The 15,929-nt window shown below is 56.9% G+C and carries 9 protein-coding genes and 1 pseudogene; 9 read left to right on the forward strand and 1 reads right to left on the reverse strand.

Translation table 11 applies throughout. The features are described 5' to 3' along the window. The first annotated feature begins 528 nt into the window (after positions 1-528). The 5 genes and pseudogenes from C7401_RS44310 to C7401_RS09640 all read left to right on the forward strand — a co-directional run bounded on the left by C7401_RS44310 (position 529) and on the right by C7401_RS09640 (position 10,741). A complete protein-coding gene (locus tag C7401_RS44310) occupies positions 529-4,191 on the forward strand; it encodes a VPA1269 family protein (protein ID WP_116611087.1) in 3,663 nt (1,220 codons plus the stop codon). A 349-nt stretch (positions 4,192-4,540) separates the two neighbouring features. Then, positions 4,541-5,257, forward strand: coding sequence for a translesion DNA synthesis-associated protein ImuA (imuA, locus tag C7401_RS09625; RefSeq protein ID WP_112171166.1), 717 nt, complete (start codon positions 4,541-4,543; stop codon positions 5,255-5,257). Next, positions 5,178-6,653 (forward strand): Y-family DNA polymerase, encoded by a 1,476-nt coding sequence (locus C7401_RS09630; protein ID WP_112171167.1) that lies wholly within the window; start codon positions 5,178-5,180, stop codon positions 6,651-6,653. Before imuA ends, C7401_RS09630 begins: the two co-directional genes overlap by 80 nt. Positions 6,654-6,667: 14 nt before the next feature. Continuing rightward, the gene (locus tag C7401_RS09635) at positions 6,668-9,814 is read left to right on the forward strand and encodes an error-prone DNA polymerase (protein ID WP_112171168.1); all 3,147 of its coding nucleotides are present in this window, start codon (positions 6,668-6,670) and stop codon (positions 9,812-9,814) included. 10 nt (positions 9,815-9,824) lie between these two features. After that, a pseudogene (locus C7401_RS09640) lies at positions 9,825-10,741 on the forward strand (DUF72 domain-containing protein). A gap of 875 nt (positions 10,742-11,616) precedes the next feature. Here the strand turns inward: C7401_RS09640 and C7401_RS09645 are convergent. Further along, positions 11,617-12,582: a GlxA family transcriptional regulator gene (locus C7401_RS09645; protein WP_112171458.1), complete on the reverse strand. Its 966-nt coding sequence runs from the start codon at positions 12,580-12,582 to the stop codon at positions 11,617-11,619. Between the two features lie 116 nt (positions 12,583-12,698). Between C7401_RS09645 and C7401_RS09650 the strand changes: the two genes are divergently transcribed. From C7401_RS09650 to C7401_RS09665, 4 genes are all read left to right on the forward strand, one after another. Next, a complete protein-coding gene (locus C7401_RS09650) occupies positions 12,699-13,160 on the forward strand; it encodes an SDR family NAD(P)-dependent oxidoreductase (RefSeq protein ID WP_112171169.1) in 462 nt (153 codons plus the stop codon). 36 nt (positions 13,161-13,196) lie between these two features. Then, on the forward strand, positions 13,197-14,072 hold the full coding sequence (locus C7401_RS09655) for an alpha/beta fold hydrolase (protein WP_112171170.1): 876 nt from the start codon (positions 13,197-13,199) through the stop codon (positions 14,070-14,072). 89 nt (positions 14,073-14,161) lie between these two features. Further along, on the forward strand, positions 14,162-14,881 hold the full coding sequence (locus C7401_RS09660) for a hypothetical protein (protein WP_112171171.1): 720 nt from the start codon (positions 14,162-14,164) through the stop codon (positions 14,879-14,881). An 8-nt stretch (positions 14,882-14,889) separates the two neighbouring features. Next, entirely contained in the window at positions 14,890-15,921 is a 1,032-nt protein-coding gene (locus tag C7401_RS09665; RefSeq protein ID WP_112171172.1) for an alcohol dehydrogenase catalytic domain-containing protein, read from the forward strand. The last annotated feature ends 8 nt before the right edge of the window (positions 15,922-15,929 follow it).

Consider the following 15,929-nt stretch of genomic DNA (forward strand, 5'->3'; position numbering starts at 1 on the left):
GAGTGAGTATGCGGCGCACTTGTCTAAACGGCATCGCGATCCGCGGCGAAGCAATCCTCAATCGGCTCATCCCCGGCAACCCGACGCTTATCCGGCTGAAGGATTAGACCCGAAGGTCCGACTTTGCATCGACTTGTTACGCGATGACAACACCAGGCTCGTTACGGAGAACAAGAATTTATCGCTCTTGCTAGAACGAGAAACGAAGACACGTCCAGTTTCTCTCACGTCCGCATTTGCACTCGGCCCAACTGAGGATCTCTCGCTACCAATCGAGATTCTCCCCCAAACGTCCGATATGCCTGTGCCACTTCTCTCCGCTTTGCGAACTGTTTTCAAAGGGGAGGTGGCGGCCTTGCGCGTGGAGCGACGGGACAACCTCACGTGTCTTGTCGCCTGCGCGCCTAGCGATTTGAGGGTCCTACTTACACCCGCTCAATGGGAGTCGGCGAAGGAGTGGATCGCGGGACTTGGCGATGATAATTGACGCTCGAGCATCTTCGTGCTCGCTGTAGGGAGCTACATACGATGGACAAAGCTGAACTCAATGCTTCCGCGGTCACACGAGACCTTAGCGTACTCGATAGAGCCGTGGGCTATTGGTCTAAGTCGGAGGTCCTTTTCAACACGAGCCAGAAGGTGGTTATTCTGGATAGCTCATTGAATTCAAGTGACCTTTTGAAACTTTCTGAGGATCTTGGCTCGGAGTATATCAAGCAATCACTAACAGCCCTCGCAACGCGACTTCTCACCGAATTCGGTGAAGATTTCGTCGCCAATGACGAATTGTCCTTCGAGCTCCCCGACATCGAGTTTAAGTTGAAGAGATCGGCGCTTGCCCGATTTGGGCTAAATATCGGTTACCAGGAACGCGGAAAAGCGTGGATCGGTATTGCACGACTCGTATCAAAAATACCTGATTTGGATCTACCTGGAAGAATCGATACCCTATCCGATATATTTTTAAAATTGCATAAATCTCGCGATATTACAGTCAGGTTTCAATATAAATCTCATAATCTATCATTTTTCAATTCCACTGAAGTTAATAGATTTTTAGAGAAGCTTCGCCCTCTCGAAATCGAAAATGCGTTGGAATTTTTGCTGCAAATAGCAAGATTTACATTTGATCATAAGTTCCCACGCAATGAAGTTCTTTCGCGTAACGTCGCGCCCCTCAAACTGCTGGATGAGCTCGGGGTAACTCCACTTCAGACAACTCACGAAATCGCACTTTACAAGGTCTTGCACATAGCTTACGCAGCGGAAGTTCTTCTCGCAGCCCTAGCGCTAAATCGTTCGATACTGCTTTCCTACGATACGATTCCATGTAGGGCTGCCGCTGAAACGCTTGATAAGGTCTTTTCCCTTACAGACTCACCGTTCACGACTTCCGATCGTCGTTTGATTCGGGGTGTCACTTTCACGTCTACGATCCGCTCGCCTTTTGATTTTCCGGAGAACATAGTAGAACGAACAAACTATCTTCTTAAGCGAGGTGTAACAAGCTCAATGGTTCTCTACCGATCGTCCATTGAGGCAATACAGTTATCGAGGAGGGATCTTCCGCCCTGGCCTCTGTCGCTTCTTGACGGCAGGAAATCCGCCCGCGCATTGGTTAGGGCCGAGTTCGAGGTTCCAATCAGCAGTAAGCCCCGCAACGAACCTGAGACGCGGCACAAGCCCAGAAGTCCCGCCGAGTTGAGAGCGTCTGCCGGACGGTTGGGCGGCGAGTGGAACAGATTCACCCAGATCTTCGAGAACTCAAGTGCTTCCGGGGAGCAGCATTTCAATGCGGCAATGCGGACGATCGTGGACTGGGTAGAAGAAAGAGGATTTCGTACCCCCGGCGATATTGAGGCCAACGATCTCCTTAATTCTAACGCACCGCTTTGTGCAGGGAGTTTTTTCTCTCATCTTAAAAATCGGGTTGCATCCCAGAAGATAAGCGAATCGACCGCGTGGTCGTACTGGCATGAAGTGGCGCGTGCTTTCTCAATTGTAGCGAAAGCATTGCTTGTTTCGCCGGACGCGGGACTGCACTTGCCTGCTGATCCGTTCGAGGGAATCAAGAATCCTTTCTCGATAGACAGAGGCCCCAAGAGCCCGCGACCGCGTCTGCCACGTTCGGTCCAAGAGGACATGATTGAGATTCTCCTCGATCCTGATGAGGATGGGGATCCAACTTTTGAGTGGGCGAAGACCGCATGTCCTAACGATACTTTTATTAAGCGAGACAGTTTCAATAGCGAAGCCGAGATAGTGTGGTGTCCAACACGAGCGCGCCTGTTAGCGCTTTTGTTGATCGTTCCGTTGCGTCCCAAGCAAGTGCGATGGTTGGATAGAGGCCTGATGGACGAATGTATCTGGAGTTTTTTGACTCAATCGTATGTGACGAACACGCATCCCTTGTCCGCATGGCGATACGCGGATGGCTCGTCACATCTCCAGCGTTACGGTCGACCGAGTGGCGTCATACAACCCCTCACGGACGGCCTATTGGGGGTCGTTGAGCCTTGCATTTTCGTCTCCACAAACAAGACCCAAATGTGGGCGCCCCGCGACCGCAAGGGCTATGAGCTTCCGTGGCCGTTCCTGTCCGAGGACGAAGCAGGTAGTCTTGGAGTCGAAACAGCTCGATGGATAAGGCTGCCATATGATCTTCTGCGCTCGCAGACGGAATGGATTAATGCGCATTACCCACATCCAACTCCGGTATTTTTCAATGATTCACGTTCTGATGAGGTTGCGGTCAATCAGAAACATTCCGAATTTCTTCCTGCATTCACCCCTCTTTTCCTTGACCTTTCCACGGAATTTTTCCGGAACGACAAAGGCCGAACGAAGCACTACCTTCCCGTTTCGCACGCGAAAATTACAGAATTGTTCGACGCGCTCTGTGCCGAGACTGAAGATCGCCTCGCAGCTAAAGGTGAAACAGTTGAACTCACCCGAAAGACTACGGGTGGCAGAGTCAGTCTGTATGATATTTATAGCGTTCGACTGGCGGGGATTTCCTGGTTGATCGAGATGGGAGTGCCTATTCACATTGTGCAGGAACTGGTCGTCGCCCACCTCACCGCTGTGATGACCGCGCACTACAATCGCCCCGAGTCCCGCGGAGTTACCGAATTAATTATTAAAAATATCTCTGAAAACCAGACTGTGTACGGCTGGGATCGGCACCGCGCCACGCTCGCTCATCAGGAAAAAAAGTGGACATTTAATCGTCAATACGCTCGGCATCGCGACGCGGATCTTCTGCTCCAGTTTTGGGGCTGGAAAATTGTCCCCGGCGGTATCTGCCCCCTTGGTGGAACGGGATGCCATGTTGCCATTCCTAACCTTGACGATTCCGACGCCCGCGCGAAACCACGTTTTTCCGCAATCATCGGAGGATGTGGAAACTGCCGATTCTTCAGTACCGGTCCGGCATTTCTCATACAGCAAGCCCAAGCAATGAACGAAATTATGCTCGAATTGAGAGGTATCGGTAGAACGCGAAACGGCGTCCAAGACGCTTTGCATGAATTGTCGTGGCGAGATACGTCAGATCTGGACACCAATGGCCGAAAGAAGCTCGCGCTTGAGGCCGAATTGCTAAAGGAGCAGATTTCCGCAATCGACAAGAAATCTGAAGTGCTGATTCTCGAGTGGACAAACCGCTACAAGATGTTTGTGGAGTCGGAGAAGTTGGCATCAGGAATGGTAACGGACGATGCGTCGTTTGCTGACTCAGAAGATGAAGAACTGACATTGCTTTCGCTTGGCGAAAGTGAGGAGATCAGGCGTCAGATTGAGGTACGCCTCGAAAGCGGGGGAGACTTTTCGCTTGTCAAGAACATATTGGATAGCGCGATTATGTTAGGCGGGATTGAACGCTGCAGTATTGGCGCGCGTGAATCGTGTGTCAGATTTATGGATCTCGTGTTGAGAACGGAAGGATCGCGCTATCTATTAATTGATATTCCTGATGATCGGACACGTCATAACGCAGCTTATCTGATGGCTTCATTTGCTGAACGCCTCGTTGGCATTAAAGGGATTCAAGATTCATTGGACGGTTCGTCACCACTATGCGTGGAGGATGAAAATCGGAATAGCTTCTTGAGTTGGGTGGATGAGGTACTCGCTGACGCCGCCGGAAAGCGAACCGTTGCCGATCTATCTGGGCCAGACACGCCCGATTGATAGCTGTTCACCGAAAAACGGACCACTACGTTGCTGGAACAGGGAAAGGCTCTTGAGCTTTTAGATTCGCTATCGCGCCCTAAATTTGACGTTGTGGATCGACGATCAAAAAGCAGCCGTCCCGTAAGATCTCACCTTTGGCGGCCTAACCGTGCAAAAAGCTTTGTAGCTTGCCCCCAATTTCTGGCCCGAATGCTATCTAATCGTGTACCCGCGCGTGGCAGCGGTGGCCCACGAAGATTCAAGCGCCATCCTGAACCACGACCGGAGAATCTATTTCATAACGGCTTGCGCAGACGCATATTCGCCGGTACGATACTGTATGAATGTACAGTATTAGGGGGCGGAAATGGCTTTGCCGCTTGCGCAGATCGAAGATATCCACCCGGATCTATGGCGTGCGTCGCAGCTAGCATCGGCACGAGCCCGAACAGTGGCCAGTGGGTACGAGGCGCTTGACGCTGAATTGCCGGGTCACGGCTGGCCCACTGGATCTTTGAGCGAGATTTTGCTACAACAGCCAGGCTGTGGCGAGCTCCGCTTGCTCAAGTCAGCGCTGGGTGCAGCGACGAAGCGGTCAGTTATGCTGCTGCAGCCACCCCACACGCTCCAACCAACCGCCTTTTCATGGTGGGGACTCAATGTCGAAAACATCCGCGTGCTGTCTCCATCCTCGAACGCCGACGCATTGTGGGCCGCCGAGCAAATTCTGCGGGCTGGGACTGTCGGCACCCTGCTTTTCTGGCAGCAGCACATCCGTCCGGAAGCCCTGAGGCGATTGCAGCTGTCTGCGCAGCGGTCGGAAACGCTTTTCTTCCTTTTCCGCCCTATTGCGGCAGCAAGCTCAACATCTCCGGCGCCGCTGCGCATAGCGTTGGAAGCGGTCAAGGGTGGGCTGAATATCTCATTCGTCAAGCGTCGCGGACCTCACCGAGATCAGCCCGTTTTCGTCCCCTTGTCACCTTCACCTGTCCTGTTGAACCGAAATGCACCACTGGATCGGCGTTCATCTGCCGCGCCTGCCCATCGAGAGCTTTTGCCCGACGTGGCACACGCCAGCGCATGACGCTGGCGTCGTGGTGCTGGAAAAGGGCCGCGTACTCGCGTTAGACGCGACGGCGCACGCTCACGGGATAGTTGCAGGCATGCGCCGAGGCGGGGTACTCACCCTCGCACCGAATGCGGACCTGAGGGAGCGCGACGTGGCACGCGAAGAGCAGACAGTCAGGAGTGTTGCGTTTGCTCTTCTTCAGTTCACACCCAATGTCGTCGTAACCGAGGAGCATGTCGTGCTTGCGGACGTCACGGCAAGCTTGCGGCTTTTCGGTGGTTTGCGCTCTTTGCGTCAGCGCATTCGCAGCGCAATTACGGCCTTTGGAGTGACGGGTTCCATATCCGTCGCGCCCACGGCACAGGCCGCCTGGCTTCTTGCACGGGTTGACGGCGGCTTTGCAGTCTCGATTCGAACCTTGTCCCGTCGATTTATGAGTGTCCCGGTGACCGCTGTACCGGCAGCGCGCAAATTTGCGGAGTGGTTCGAGGGACTGGGCTGCACGTCGATCGCTGACGTGATGCGATTGCCGCGCGCAGGATTGAAGAAGCGATGCGGCACAGCCGTTCTCGACGTGCTTGATCGCGCAACGGCAGCAGCCCCTGAAGCACATGAGTGGATAACCATGCCGCCGATCTTCAATGAGCGGATAGAACTCCCTGATCGCATCGAACACGTCGAAGCGACGCTTTTTGCCGCGCGACGACTCACCCTCCAGATGACAGGCTGGTTAGCCTCGCGCAAGCTGGCAATAGCCCGTTTTGTCCTTTCGCTAGAGCATGAGCGCGGGCGCAAAGCGATTCCACCAACCGAGCTTGAGATTGCACTCGGAGAACCCACCTGGCACGAGGAGCATCTCGTTCGTCTCCTGAAGGAGCGGCTTGCACGGGTCGAACTTGCCGCGCCCGTTATCGCGCTGCGGCTCAAAGCGAAGGATGTGCGCGAGGCTGAGGCACCGAGCGATTCGCTATTTCCGGAACCGGGTGGCTCCATCCAGGATCACGCACGACTAATGGAACTGCTGACAGCACGACTGGGAGCAGAAAACGTTTTGCGCCCCAATCCGATAGCGGACTTCCGACCCGAAATCGCTGCTCGATGGGTGCCCATTTCAAGCGACTACGCAAGGGCGGGCCGAGAGTTGCCGCGTGACCTGCCGCGTCCCTCGTGGCTGCTAGACAAGCCCATAGAACTCATCATGCGTGGGCACCGACCGTTTTACGGGACACCACTGCGGATGGTCTCTCCGGGTGAACGGATCGAATGCGGCTGGCAGGACGAAGAAACAGTAACCCGTGATTATTTTGTCGCCGAAGCAGAGAACCATATGCATTACTGGATTTATCGCGAGCGCGTTGGCGTCAGCGATGAACGAGAGCCGCGCTGGTTTCTGCATGGCCTGTTCGGCTAGCCCCGGAGCGAGTGATGTTGGCTTCGCCCTATGGCGCACTGCCCGATTACGCAGAGCTTCAATGCGTCTCAAATTTTTCGTTTCTCCGCGGAGCGTCGCACGCGGACGATCTCTCCGAGCGCGCAGCGCAATTAGGCTATACCGCGATCGCAGTGACCGACGAATGCTCGCTCGCGGGTGTCGTACGCGCGCACGTTGAGGCGAAGAAAGCGGGCATTCCCTTCATCGTCGGCTCCGAGTTTGGATTGACCAATGCTGATGGTTTGCCCGCGCTTCGTTTTACCGCGCTAGCGATGAATCGCGAGGGCTATGGCAACCTGAGCGAACTGATCACGCTCGGCCGCATGCGTGCCGACAAAGGTAGCTATCGTCTGGCGACGCGAGATCTTGACCATCCAGAGCCTCCTCACGCCCATCTAAAGTCGCTCCCCGAATGCATTGCGATCCTCAGCCCGGAATATCCGGCAGACGAGGCGCGCCTTGATGTGCAGATGGAATGGTTCGCCACTACATTCGGTGAGCGTGCATGGGTCGCGCTGACGCTCCACGCTCGCGCGATGGATGACATCCACCGCGGTGTGGTCGAACAGATAGCCGTGCGTCATGGCGTGCCCATCGTTGCAACGGGCGCTCCGGTCATGCATGTGCGCTCACGCAAACCGCTTCAGGACGTCCTCACGGCAATCCGGCTTGGCCGACCCGTTGCTGATTGCGGATATGACCTCGCGCCAAACGCCGAGCAGCACCTTCGAGCCCGCCTGCGCCTCGCGAACCTGTATCCTGCCAGAGCACTCGCTGAAACCGTTGCAATCGCGCGGCGCTGCACATTCTCGCTCGACGAACTGCGGTATGAATATCCCGACGAACTTGTGCCAGACGGCTTCACGCCTGAGGCCTATCTGCGTCAGGAAACATATATCGGCGCACATCGGCGCTGGACCGCAGGCATCCCCAAAAACGTCCAGACGCAGATCGAGCACGAACTCGCACTTATCGCCGACCTGAAATATGAGCCGTACTTCCTCACGGTCTATGACATCGTGCGTTTCGCTCGGAACGAGGGGATCCTTTGCCAGGGCCGAGGCTCTGCCGCCAACTCGGCAGTGTGTTACTGCCTGGGCATAACCGAGGTCGACCCTGCACGATCATCGATGCTCTTCGAGCGCTTCATCAGCAAGGAGAGGGGGGAGCCTCCGGATATCGATATCGACTTTGAGCACCAGCGACGTGACGAAATCGTTCAGTACATCTACCGCAAGTACGGACGCGATCGCGCAGCGCTGACAGCTGCGGTCACCACCTATCGGCCCCGAAGCGCACTGCGTGAAGCCGGCAAGGCGCTGGGCGTCGATCCGGCAATTGTCGATCGTGTTGCGAAGGCCCACCAATGGTTTGACTCAAGTCAGGACCTGCTGATCCGGTTCGCAGAGGCTGGACTTGATCCCGAGGCGCCACTGATTGCGCAGTGGGCGAATTTCGCCGCCCTGCTGCTCGGCTTTCCACGCCACCTGTCGCAGCATAGCGGTGGTTTTGTGATCAGCCGGGGCAAGCTCTCACGCCTCGTTCCAATCGAGAATGCGGCAATGGCAGATCGATCGATCATCCAGTGGGACAAAGATGATATCGAAGCCTTGGGGTTGCTTAAGATCGACGTACTCGCGCTCGGCATGCTGTCAGCCGTGCGTCGCGCGCTGGATCTCATCTCGGAGAAACGCGGCGAAGTCTTTGAGCTTCAGGACATCCCCCCAGAAGACTCCGCCACATACGAAATGATCTGCCGCGCAGATACAGTCGGCGTTTTCCAGATCGAATCGCGGGCGCAGATGAGCATGCTGCCTCGTCTGCAACCGCGTCGGTTCTACGACCTCGTGATCGAGGTGGCAATTGTGCGCCCTGGCCCCGTCCAGGGCGGCATGGTTCATCCATACCTTCGCCGACGTCAGGGCATCGAGCCCGTGACATTTCCAAGCCCACAGATGGAGCAGGCGCTCGCGCGCACGCTCGGCGTGCCGATTTTCCAGGAGCAGGTCATGCAAGTTGCGATGCTCGCCGCCGGCTTCTCCGCCGGCGAGGCGGACCAGCTTCGTCGTGCCATGGCCGCGTGGAGACGCAAGGGGGGACTTGGCGTCTATTACGACCGTATCGTGAACGGCATGCTTGAGCGCGGATACGATAAGGAATTCGCCGAGCAAATCTTCGCGCAGATCCATGGTTTCGGCGAATACGGATTTCCGGAGAGCCACGCTGCGAGCTTCGCACTGCTCGTCTATGCGAGTGCATGGATCAAATGCCGCGAGCCTACGGTTTTCGTATGCGCGTTGCTCAACAGCCAGCCGATGGGTTTCTACTCTCCATCGCAGCTTATTCAGGATGCCAAGCGCCATGGAGTGCAGGTGCTGCCGGTAGATGTGGCGCTGAGCAACTGGGACTCGACGATCGAAGGCGCATCGACCGACGGCCCGTTGCGCCTCGGCATGTCGCTTGTTCGCGGCATGAAGGAGGAAGCGGCCGCGCGCATCGAGATGGCTCGGGCGGTGCGCCCGTTCCTTGATGTATCGGATCTTGCGCGACGGGCCCAGCTCGATCGTCGCGACCTTGAAATCCTCGCGTCTGCGAATGCCCTTCGTTCGCTCGCCGGTGATCGCCGTGCCGCGCTCTGGCAATCAGTTGCAGCGGTTCCTGATCGCGACCTCCTGCGCGGCGCCACTGATGACGATGAAACCCCGGTACTTGCTCCGATGACCGAAGGCGAGGAGATCGTCGTTGACTATCGTTCAACAGGTCTCACATTAGGCCGGCATCCGGTCGCCCTGCTCCGCCCCAAGCTCACGAAGATGCGCCTCGTCGCCTTCCGGACGCTCATGGGTTATCGCAATGGACAACTCGCGCGTGCCTGCGGGATCGTCACCGTCCGGCAGCGGCCCGGCACCGCAAAGGGGGTAATGTTCATGACGCTTGAGGATGAAACCGGAAGCGTAAATATCATCATCTGGCAGTCGGTGCTGGAAAAATTCCGGCGCGAAGCACTTGGCTCGTCACTGCTTGCCGTCTACGGCGTCTGGCAAAAGGAAGGCGAGGTTCGCCACCTCGTTGCAAACCGCCTGGTAGACTGCAGTAAGCTGCTTGGCGAACTCCCTACCATGAGTCGTAACTTCTGCTGATGGAGAGCCAATGAACATCCGTGTTGGCAACACATCTTGGACAGATCCCGCGCTCATCAACAGCAAGCGCTTCTATCCCTCGGCTGCAACAGCGCGGAGGCGCGACTGCGCTTCTATGCCAGCCAGTTCACGCTGGTGGAGGTCGACTCGAGCTACACTCCATGCCCAACGGAAGCAACTCCGTCCTGTGTGTCGAGCGCACACCGCCCGGATTCGTGTTCAACATCAAGGCTTTCCGCCTGTTCACTCGGCACCAGACGCCTCGAGACATGTTCCCGAAGGACATGCAACCGGCACTCCCACAGAACGGCAAGAAAAATCTCTACTACAAGGACAAGCCTTAGGACGTCCGCAAGGAGCTTTGGTGACGGTATTTCGAAGCGATCGCGCCATTGCACGAAGCCGGAAAGCTCGGCGCCGTCCACTTCCAGTTCGCGCCCTGGGTAATTTCAGGTCCCGATGGCCGGGCACACGTCGAGCCTTGTGCCGACATCATCGCCGGGCGACATCTGATGGCAGTCGAATTTCGCAACCGGAGCTGGTTCGACGAGAAACACAGAGACTCGACACTCGCTTTCGAGTGCGAAAGAAGACTTGTGAACGTGATCGTGGACGAGCCGCAAGGCACCGCGAATTCGATCCCCGCAGTTTGGGAGGTAACGAGCCCCGACCTCGCGTTGGTCCGCCTGCACGGCCGCAACCACGAGACGTGGAACATCAAAGGCGCAACTGCTGCAAGTGATCGTTTCAACTACGACTACAGCGACGACAAGCTTCGCGAGTTCTCCATACGCATTAGAGATGCTTGCCGCAACCGTCGCGCAGACGCACGTCGTGTTCAACAACCATTACGAGGACCAAGGTCAGCGAAATGCGCGTACGCTGAAAGGTCTTCTTGGCGACGCCGCAGTGCCGGTCGCGCAATGAACGTGCGGCCAAGACCGGCCCATCGGGATCGCCAAGTCGAGCGACCGCTTTTCGCGACAAAGCCGCCTTTCCTCAAGGACATCAAAGAACGACACGGGTCATCTCGAACGCGTTTGCGGCATCACGGTATCCAGTCCCGCGCAACAGCGTCATCTTGCCCTCTCGCGCTGCGAGCCGCGTAATTTCAGACGCGTCTTTAGTGCTGTCTCCGTCTGTTGCATGACGGCGCCTATCGGTGCGTGAGCGGCGAGCACTTTCAGTAGTTGAAATCGTGGATCGCGCCTTTGTACAACGTCGCCACGGCGTTCCTGACCTTGTCAAGCCAATAGCCGTGGGTCCGCGTTCGTCCCGCAACATGCTGAACCGCGCCGTCTGGATCATCGCGGGCGGCAAGCGAACTTGTCGAGCGAAGCGCGCAACGGCCGTGCGAGGTATAAGAGAAGGCGCGCAGCCGATCAACGGCGCCCCACGCGAACATTTCGCGGCACAGCGCGAAGGAACGACGATAAATGATGTATTGCCGGTGCCCCGCTCAGCATATCTTGCGCGGATCACGCGCGGATCGACGTAGGACCTGTCCAGCCCGCGCCGGTCGATGCGGGCCGCGATCCGCAACAAAGCGCCACTGACGTTGAGGGCGCGCGATGACAAAGCTGTCGTTATCACCGAGCTTTTGCGGTAAGACCGGGGTCCAGAACAGAAGTCGCCCGGTTCCCTCCCGTGCAGCCGTTTGATCAAATTGTCCTCCGAGCAACGTTGGCGCATCGCATTGCTCTCGCCTGGGCCAAGGCAGGAACCGCAAAGTTTCAAACGGCGCGGTTATGACCTTGCTGAGTGTTCCGCTGTTCAACGAGAGCAAGCGGTTCGTTAGCCGGCTATTCCGCCGCCTCAGAGGGCTCATCGCATCGTGCATCCCGCCTTAATGACTGCGGAGATACACCAAACCCACGAACAAAAACTTCCCGCAGATGGCGCCTGTCGCGAAACCCTGTCTCGCGGGCAATCGTCTCCAGCGGATGCCGACCTCGCTCAATCATATTCCGCGCCGCCTCCAAGCGAAGTCGCTCGATGGCTTTGGCGGGCGACTCGCCAGTCTCTGCGAGGAAAATGCGGCCGAACTGCCGAGGGCTCAAGTGTGCGGCCTTTGCGAGATCGTCGACACGCAAAGGCTTTGACAGATTCACTCGCGCATACTCAAGAGCTAAGTGAATCCTGTCCGATTTTGGTGCAAGCGCCAGCATTTCAGAATGCTGCGATTGGCCACCGGACCGACGATGATGCATGACGAGCGCACGCGCGACCGAATTGGCAAAATCCGGACCCTGGTCCTTCTCCACCATACCCAGCGCGAGATCCATCGCCGCCGTCAGTCCAGCTGAAGTCCATATTGGGCCATCGACGATGAAGATCCGGTCTGCCTCCACTTCCGCCTTAGGCCAGCGCTCTTGCATCGCCGCCGCAAACGCCCAATGGGTCGTCGCGCGCCGCCCGTCGAGAAGACCCGCTTCTCCAAGGACAAATCCACCTGTGCAAAGGCCCGCCGTGCGCCGCGAGCGCTCAGACGCTTCGATGACGAATCGGAGTTCTTCAGGATCGGTGGATCGTCCGATCGGATTGACGATTCCACTGACCATCCACGTGTCCGCCACCGCGGTAGAGTCGGCCGGCTGCGTATTCACGGATACGCCTAGTGACGCCTTGGTTTCCCCACCTGCAAGTGAATAATTTGTGACGCTATAAATCTGCTCTCGCGCCACTACGTTGGCAATCTCGAAAACAGTTTGTGTTCCGATGGCCATAACCTGGAAGCCATCAGTCAAAAAGTAACCAATTCGATGCATCATTGTCACCGCGGGCCATGACCGAAAACCTGATTATAAATGTCGTTGGAGAAACACGTGATTCCCCAGGATCATAGGCTCCTATCGTCGATAGATTTTCCAACGAGGAAATAAGAATGACGGCTTCACGCGGAACTGCAGTGGTGAGCGGCGCATTGTCTGTTATTGGTGCCGCCTATGCGGATTACCTTGCAGCCAACGGTCACGATCTCATTCTGATCGATCGGGATCGCGCGAGTCTGAACGCACTCGCAGAGGAGTTGACCACCCAGACCCGCCGCGCAGTTGAGGTCGTAGCCGCCGATCGACGATCTCCCTCCGATGTCGCATTGATCGCCGAAAAGATCGATCAGGATGCCAGCGTCGTTCTGGTTGTCAGTGTCACAGATGAAGGAGTAGACAACGCGTTTTCTGCTGTGCAGGCCGATTCGCTGATCAAGTCCGTTGGACTTGAGTGTGAAGTGTCCTGCGCGGCAGTCAGGAAATTCGCCTCGAGTGGTGGCTCGGCCAACCTCTGCCGTTCAGCCGTCGTCGTGACCAGCTCCGGCAGAATAAATGGCAGTCCAGTCCCGTTTTAGCTCCGCAGAATCGCTTGAACAACCAGTTGAATACGGATGAGCACAACTCCCGAAGTTGATTCCCCGTCTCTCAGTGCGGTAACACGCTTCGCCGACCTACCGAACCGACGCCTAGCGTATCGACGTTTTGGTAGCGGTAAGCCCTTCGTACTTTGCGTACGCTTTAGGGGCACAATGGATTCTTGGGATCCTCTGTTCCTTGACAGTCTCGCCGCAAAAGGGTTCGAAGTCGTCATTTTTGACTACAGTGGACTCGGACAGTCCACCGGCGAGCGTACCTACAACCCCGCCGCACTGGCGCGAGACGCCATCGAATTGATCGGTGCACTCGAGCTTGGTCGCGTAATCATCGGTGGCTGGTCTATCGGTGGCGTAGCTGCACAAATTGTATTGGCGCAAGCTCCGCAAATTGCGAGTCACGCGGTGCTTATCGCGACCACACCACCCGGGCCGCTGGTGAAAACAGGTGAGCCCTTGTTCTACACGCTTGCAAAACGCGAGAACGACTTCGAAGACTTCGTCAGCCTTTTCTTCGAACCCACTTCAGCGAAAAGCCGCGCGGCTGCAGAAGAGGCTTCACGACGTCTCGCCGCCCGCACGTCCGACGTCAGTCCTGAAGTGCCCTATAGCTGGGCCGCGGATCAACTCGGTGAAGGCCCTAGAAATCCCGCTTTCCCAGCACCGCCGGTCCTGCAAGCGCTGCGCGCCGCTTCGATTCCGATTTTACACATTGGCGGCGATCACGACATCGTATTTCCAGTTGAGAACTGGTATGCCTTGAACGCCCAGTTCCCCAGTCTTCACCTGGTCACATTTCCACAGTCGGGACATGGACCTCAACTCCAGTTTCCGCAGGCATCTGCAGCTCACATCGTGGCATTTCTAGCTTACTCGCAAAAGCTCTCCTGCTGACGCCGCGCACAGTTTAGACAGACCCTGAGGCACGATCTTTTCAAGTAGTGGAAAAATCGGACCAATCTGAAATGAAATAAGGATTACTAATGGAAAACCTCATCGACAAGGCCATCGCGACTGCCGGCGGTCTTGACCGATTTCGTAGCTTTCGCCGCGTGTCTGCCCAGCTTCATCACATCGGCGCGCTCTGGAAACTCAAACAGTGCGAAAACGTGTTGACGCACTCGCGTGTCACCGTTGATCTTCACGAACAACGAGTGTCACACGAGCCGTTCGCACCATCGTCAGATCATTCGATCTATACCCCCTCGCTCGTTGAGATTCGACGAGCTGACGACTCGATCGTGGAGACCCTCAATCATCCGCGGGCGTCGTTCGAAGGATACGAGATGGAAACGCCCTGGTCTAATGCGCAGCTCGCGTATTTCGCGGGCTACACCATGTGGACCTATCTGACGTCTCCGTTCCTGTTGCGATATCCAGGCGTGGTGGCGCAGGAGATTGATCCTTGGATTGTCGATGGCCTGCCGTGGCGACGTCTCCGGGTCGAATTCGCACCGAGCATCGCAACGCACAGCACCGTGCAGACGCTTTACTTCGATGCAGATGGACTTCTCCGCCGCCACGACTACGAAGTCGATATCCAGGGACGCAATGCCGCCGCACGTTATCTGAGTGACTACGTCACCGTCCAAGGCATCCGGATGCCGACGCGTCTGCGTATCTACCCTCGCACCCCGGACAACATCGCCCTGCCGGAGCCGTTGATCGTCGGTGTTGATCTTTCTGACTTCCGTTTTGAGTGAGAACCCAAATGATCCAACCAGCCACGTACCGTGCGGCCGTCGCAGTAGGCTCGGGAAAACTCGAATTCGCAGAGCGCCCCGTTCCTGAACCCCGCTACGGACAAGTCCGCATTCGTGTCGAGGCCTGCGGGGTATGTCACTCCGACAGCGCCACCATTGAGCCTGAAAGAGCCGAAAGCGCCAGCGCACTCGTGCCCGGCCATGAGGTTGTAGGACGCATCGAAGCACTCGGCGAAGGTGTCGAGGGTTGGTCGCTCGGCCAACGAGTCGGAGTGGGCTTCCTTGCTGGCGAAGATCGGACGTGCCCATCGTGCCGGCAAGGCGACATCGTAAATTGCGAAAAGCCGGTCATCACTGGCATGACCGTCGACGGCGGCTACGCTGAAATCATGATCGCCGAGGCGCGCGGACTGGTTCGCGTCCCTGACGACCTGGAGGCCGCAGAAGCCGCACCGCTGCTCTGCGCAGGTCTAACTACCTTCAACGCACTTCGTAACGCTGGGGCTCGGGCTGGAGACATCGTTGCTGTCCATGGACTTGGTGGACTCGGCCACCTTGCGGTTCAGTTCGCCAACAGTATGGGCTTTTATACCGTCGCGATTGCGCGTGGTGCCGACAAGGCACCGCTGGCGCGCGACCTTGGCGCACATCGGTACATCGATGCCAAGGCCGAAAGCGTCGCTGAGGTTCTACATAACCTCGGTGGTGCAAAGGTCATCCTCGCTACCGCACCGACCGGCCTTGGCATGTCGGAGATGGTGCCTGGGCTTTCTCCTCGCGGGAAGCTCGTCGTCGTTGCGATCGCCAGCGAACCCATTACGGTGAACGCCATAGATCTCGTGTTCGGTGGCCGCTCGGTAGTTGGCGCGCTGACCGGCACCGTCGCAGACAACGAACAAACGCTTGCGTTCGCGCAACAGCGGAACATCCGTCCGCTGATCGAAACATTTCCGCTGGAGCAGGCGCAATCAGCCTATGACCGCATGATGCGCGGTGACGTTCGCTTCCGCGCGGTCCTTGTAATGAAACCCACACACTGAGGAGCCTC

The organism is Paraburkholderia unamae (genome assembly GCF_003268775.1).
In the GTDB taxonomy this organism is placed as follows: domain Bacteria; phylum Pseudomonadota; class Gammaproteobacteria; order Burkholderiales; family Burkholderiaceae; genus Paraburkholderia; species Paraburkholderia unamae.

Bases quoted from the DNA above. Each gene is read 5' to 3' on its own strand.
- C7401_RS09665 (WP_112171172.1), top strand. From the start codon at position 14,890: ATGATCCAACCAGCCACGTACCGTGCGGCCGTCGCAGTAGGCTCGGGA.
- C7401_RS09650 (WP_112171169.1), top strand. From the start codon at position 12,699: ATGACGGCTTCACGCGGAACTGCAGTGGTGAGCGGCGCATTGTCTGTT.
- imuA (WP_112171166.1), top strand. From the start codon at position 4,541: ATGGCTTTGCCGCTTGCGCAGATCGAAGATATCCACCCGGATCTATGG.
- C7401_RS09630 (WP_112171167.1), top strand. From the start codon at position 5,178: ATGCACCACTGGATCGGCGTTCATCTGCCGCGCCTGCCCATCGAGAGC.
- C7401_RS09635 (WP_112171168.1), top strand. From the start codon at position 6,668: ATGTTGGCTTCGCCCTATGGCGCACTGCCCGATTACGCAGAGCTTCAA.
- C7401_RS44310 (WP_116611087.1), top strand. From the start codon at position 529: ATGGACAAAGCTGAACTCAATGCTTCCGCGGTCACACGAGACCTTAGC.
- C7401_RS09660 (WP_112171171.1), top strand. From the start codon at position 14,162: ATGGAAAACCTCATCGACAAGGCCATCGCGACTGCCGGCGGTCTTGAC.
- C7401_RS09655 (WP_112171170.1), top strand. From the start codon at position 13,197: ATGAGCACAACTCCCGAAGTTGATTCCCCGTCTCTCAGTGCGGTAACA.
- C7401_RS09645 (WP_112171458.1), bottom strand. From the start codon at position 12,582: ATGCATCGAATTGGTTACTTTTTGACTGATGGCTTCCAGGTTATGGCC.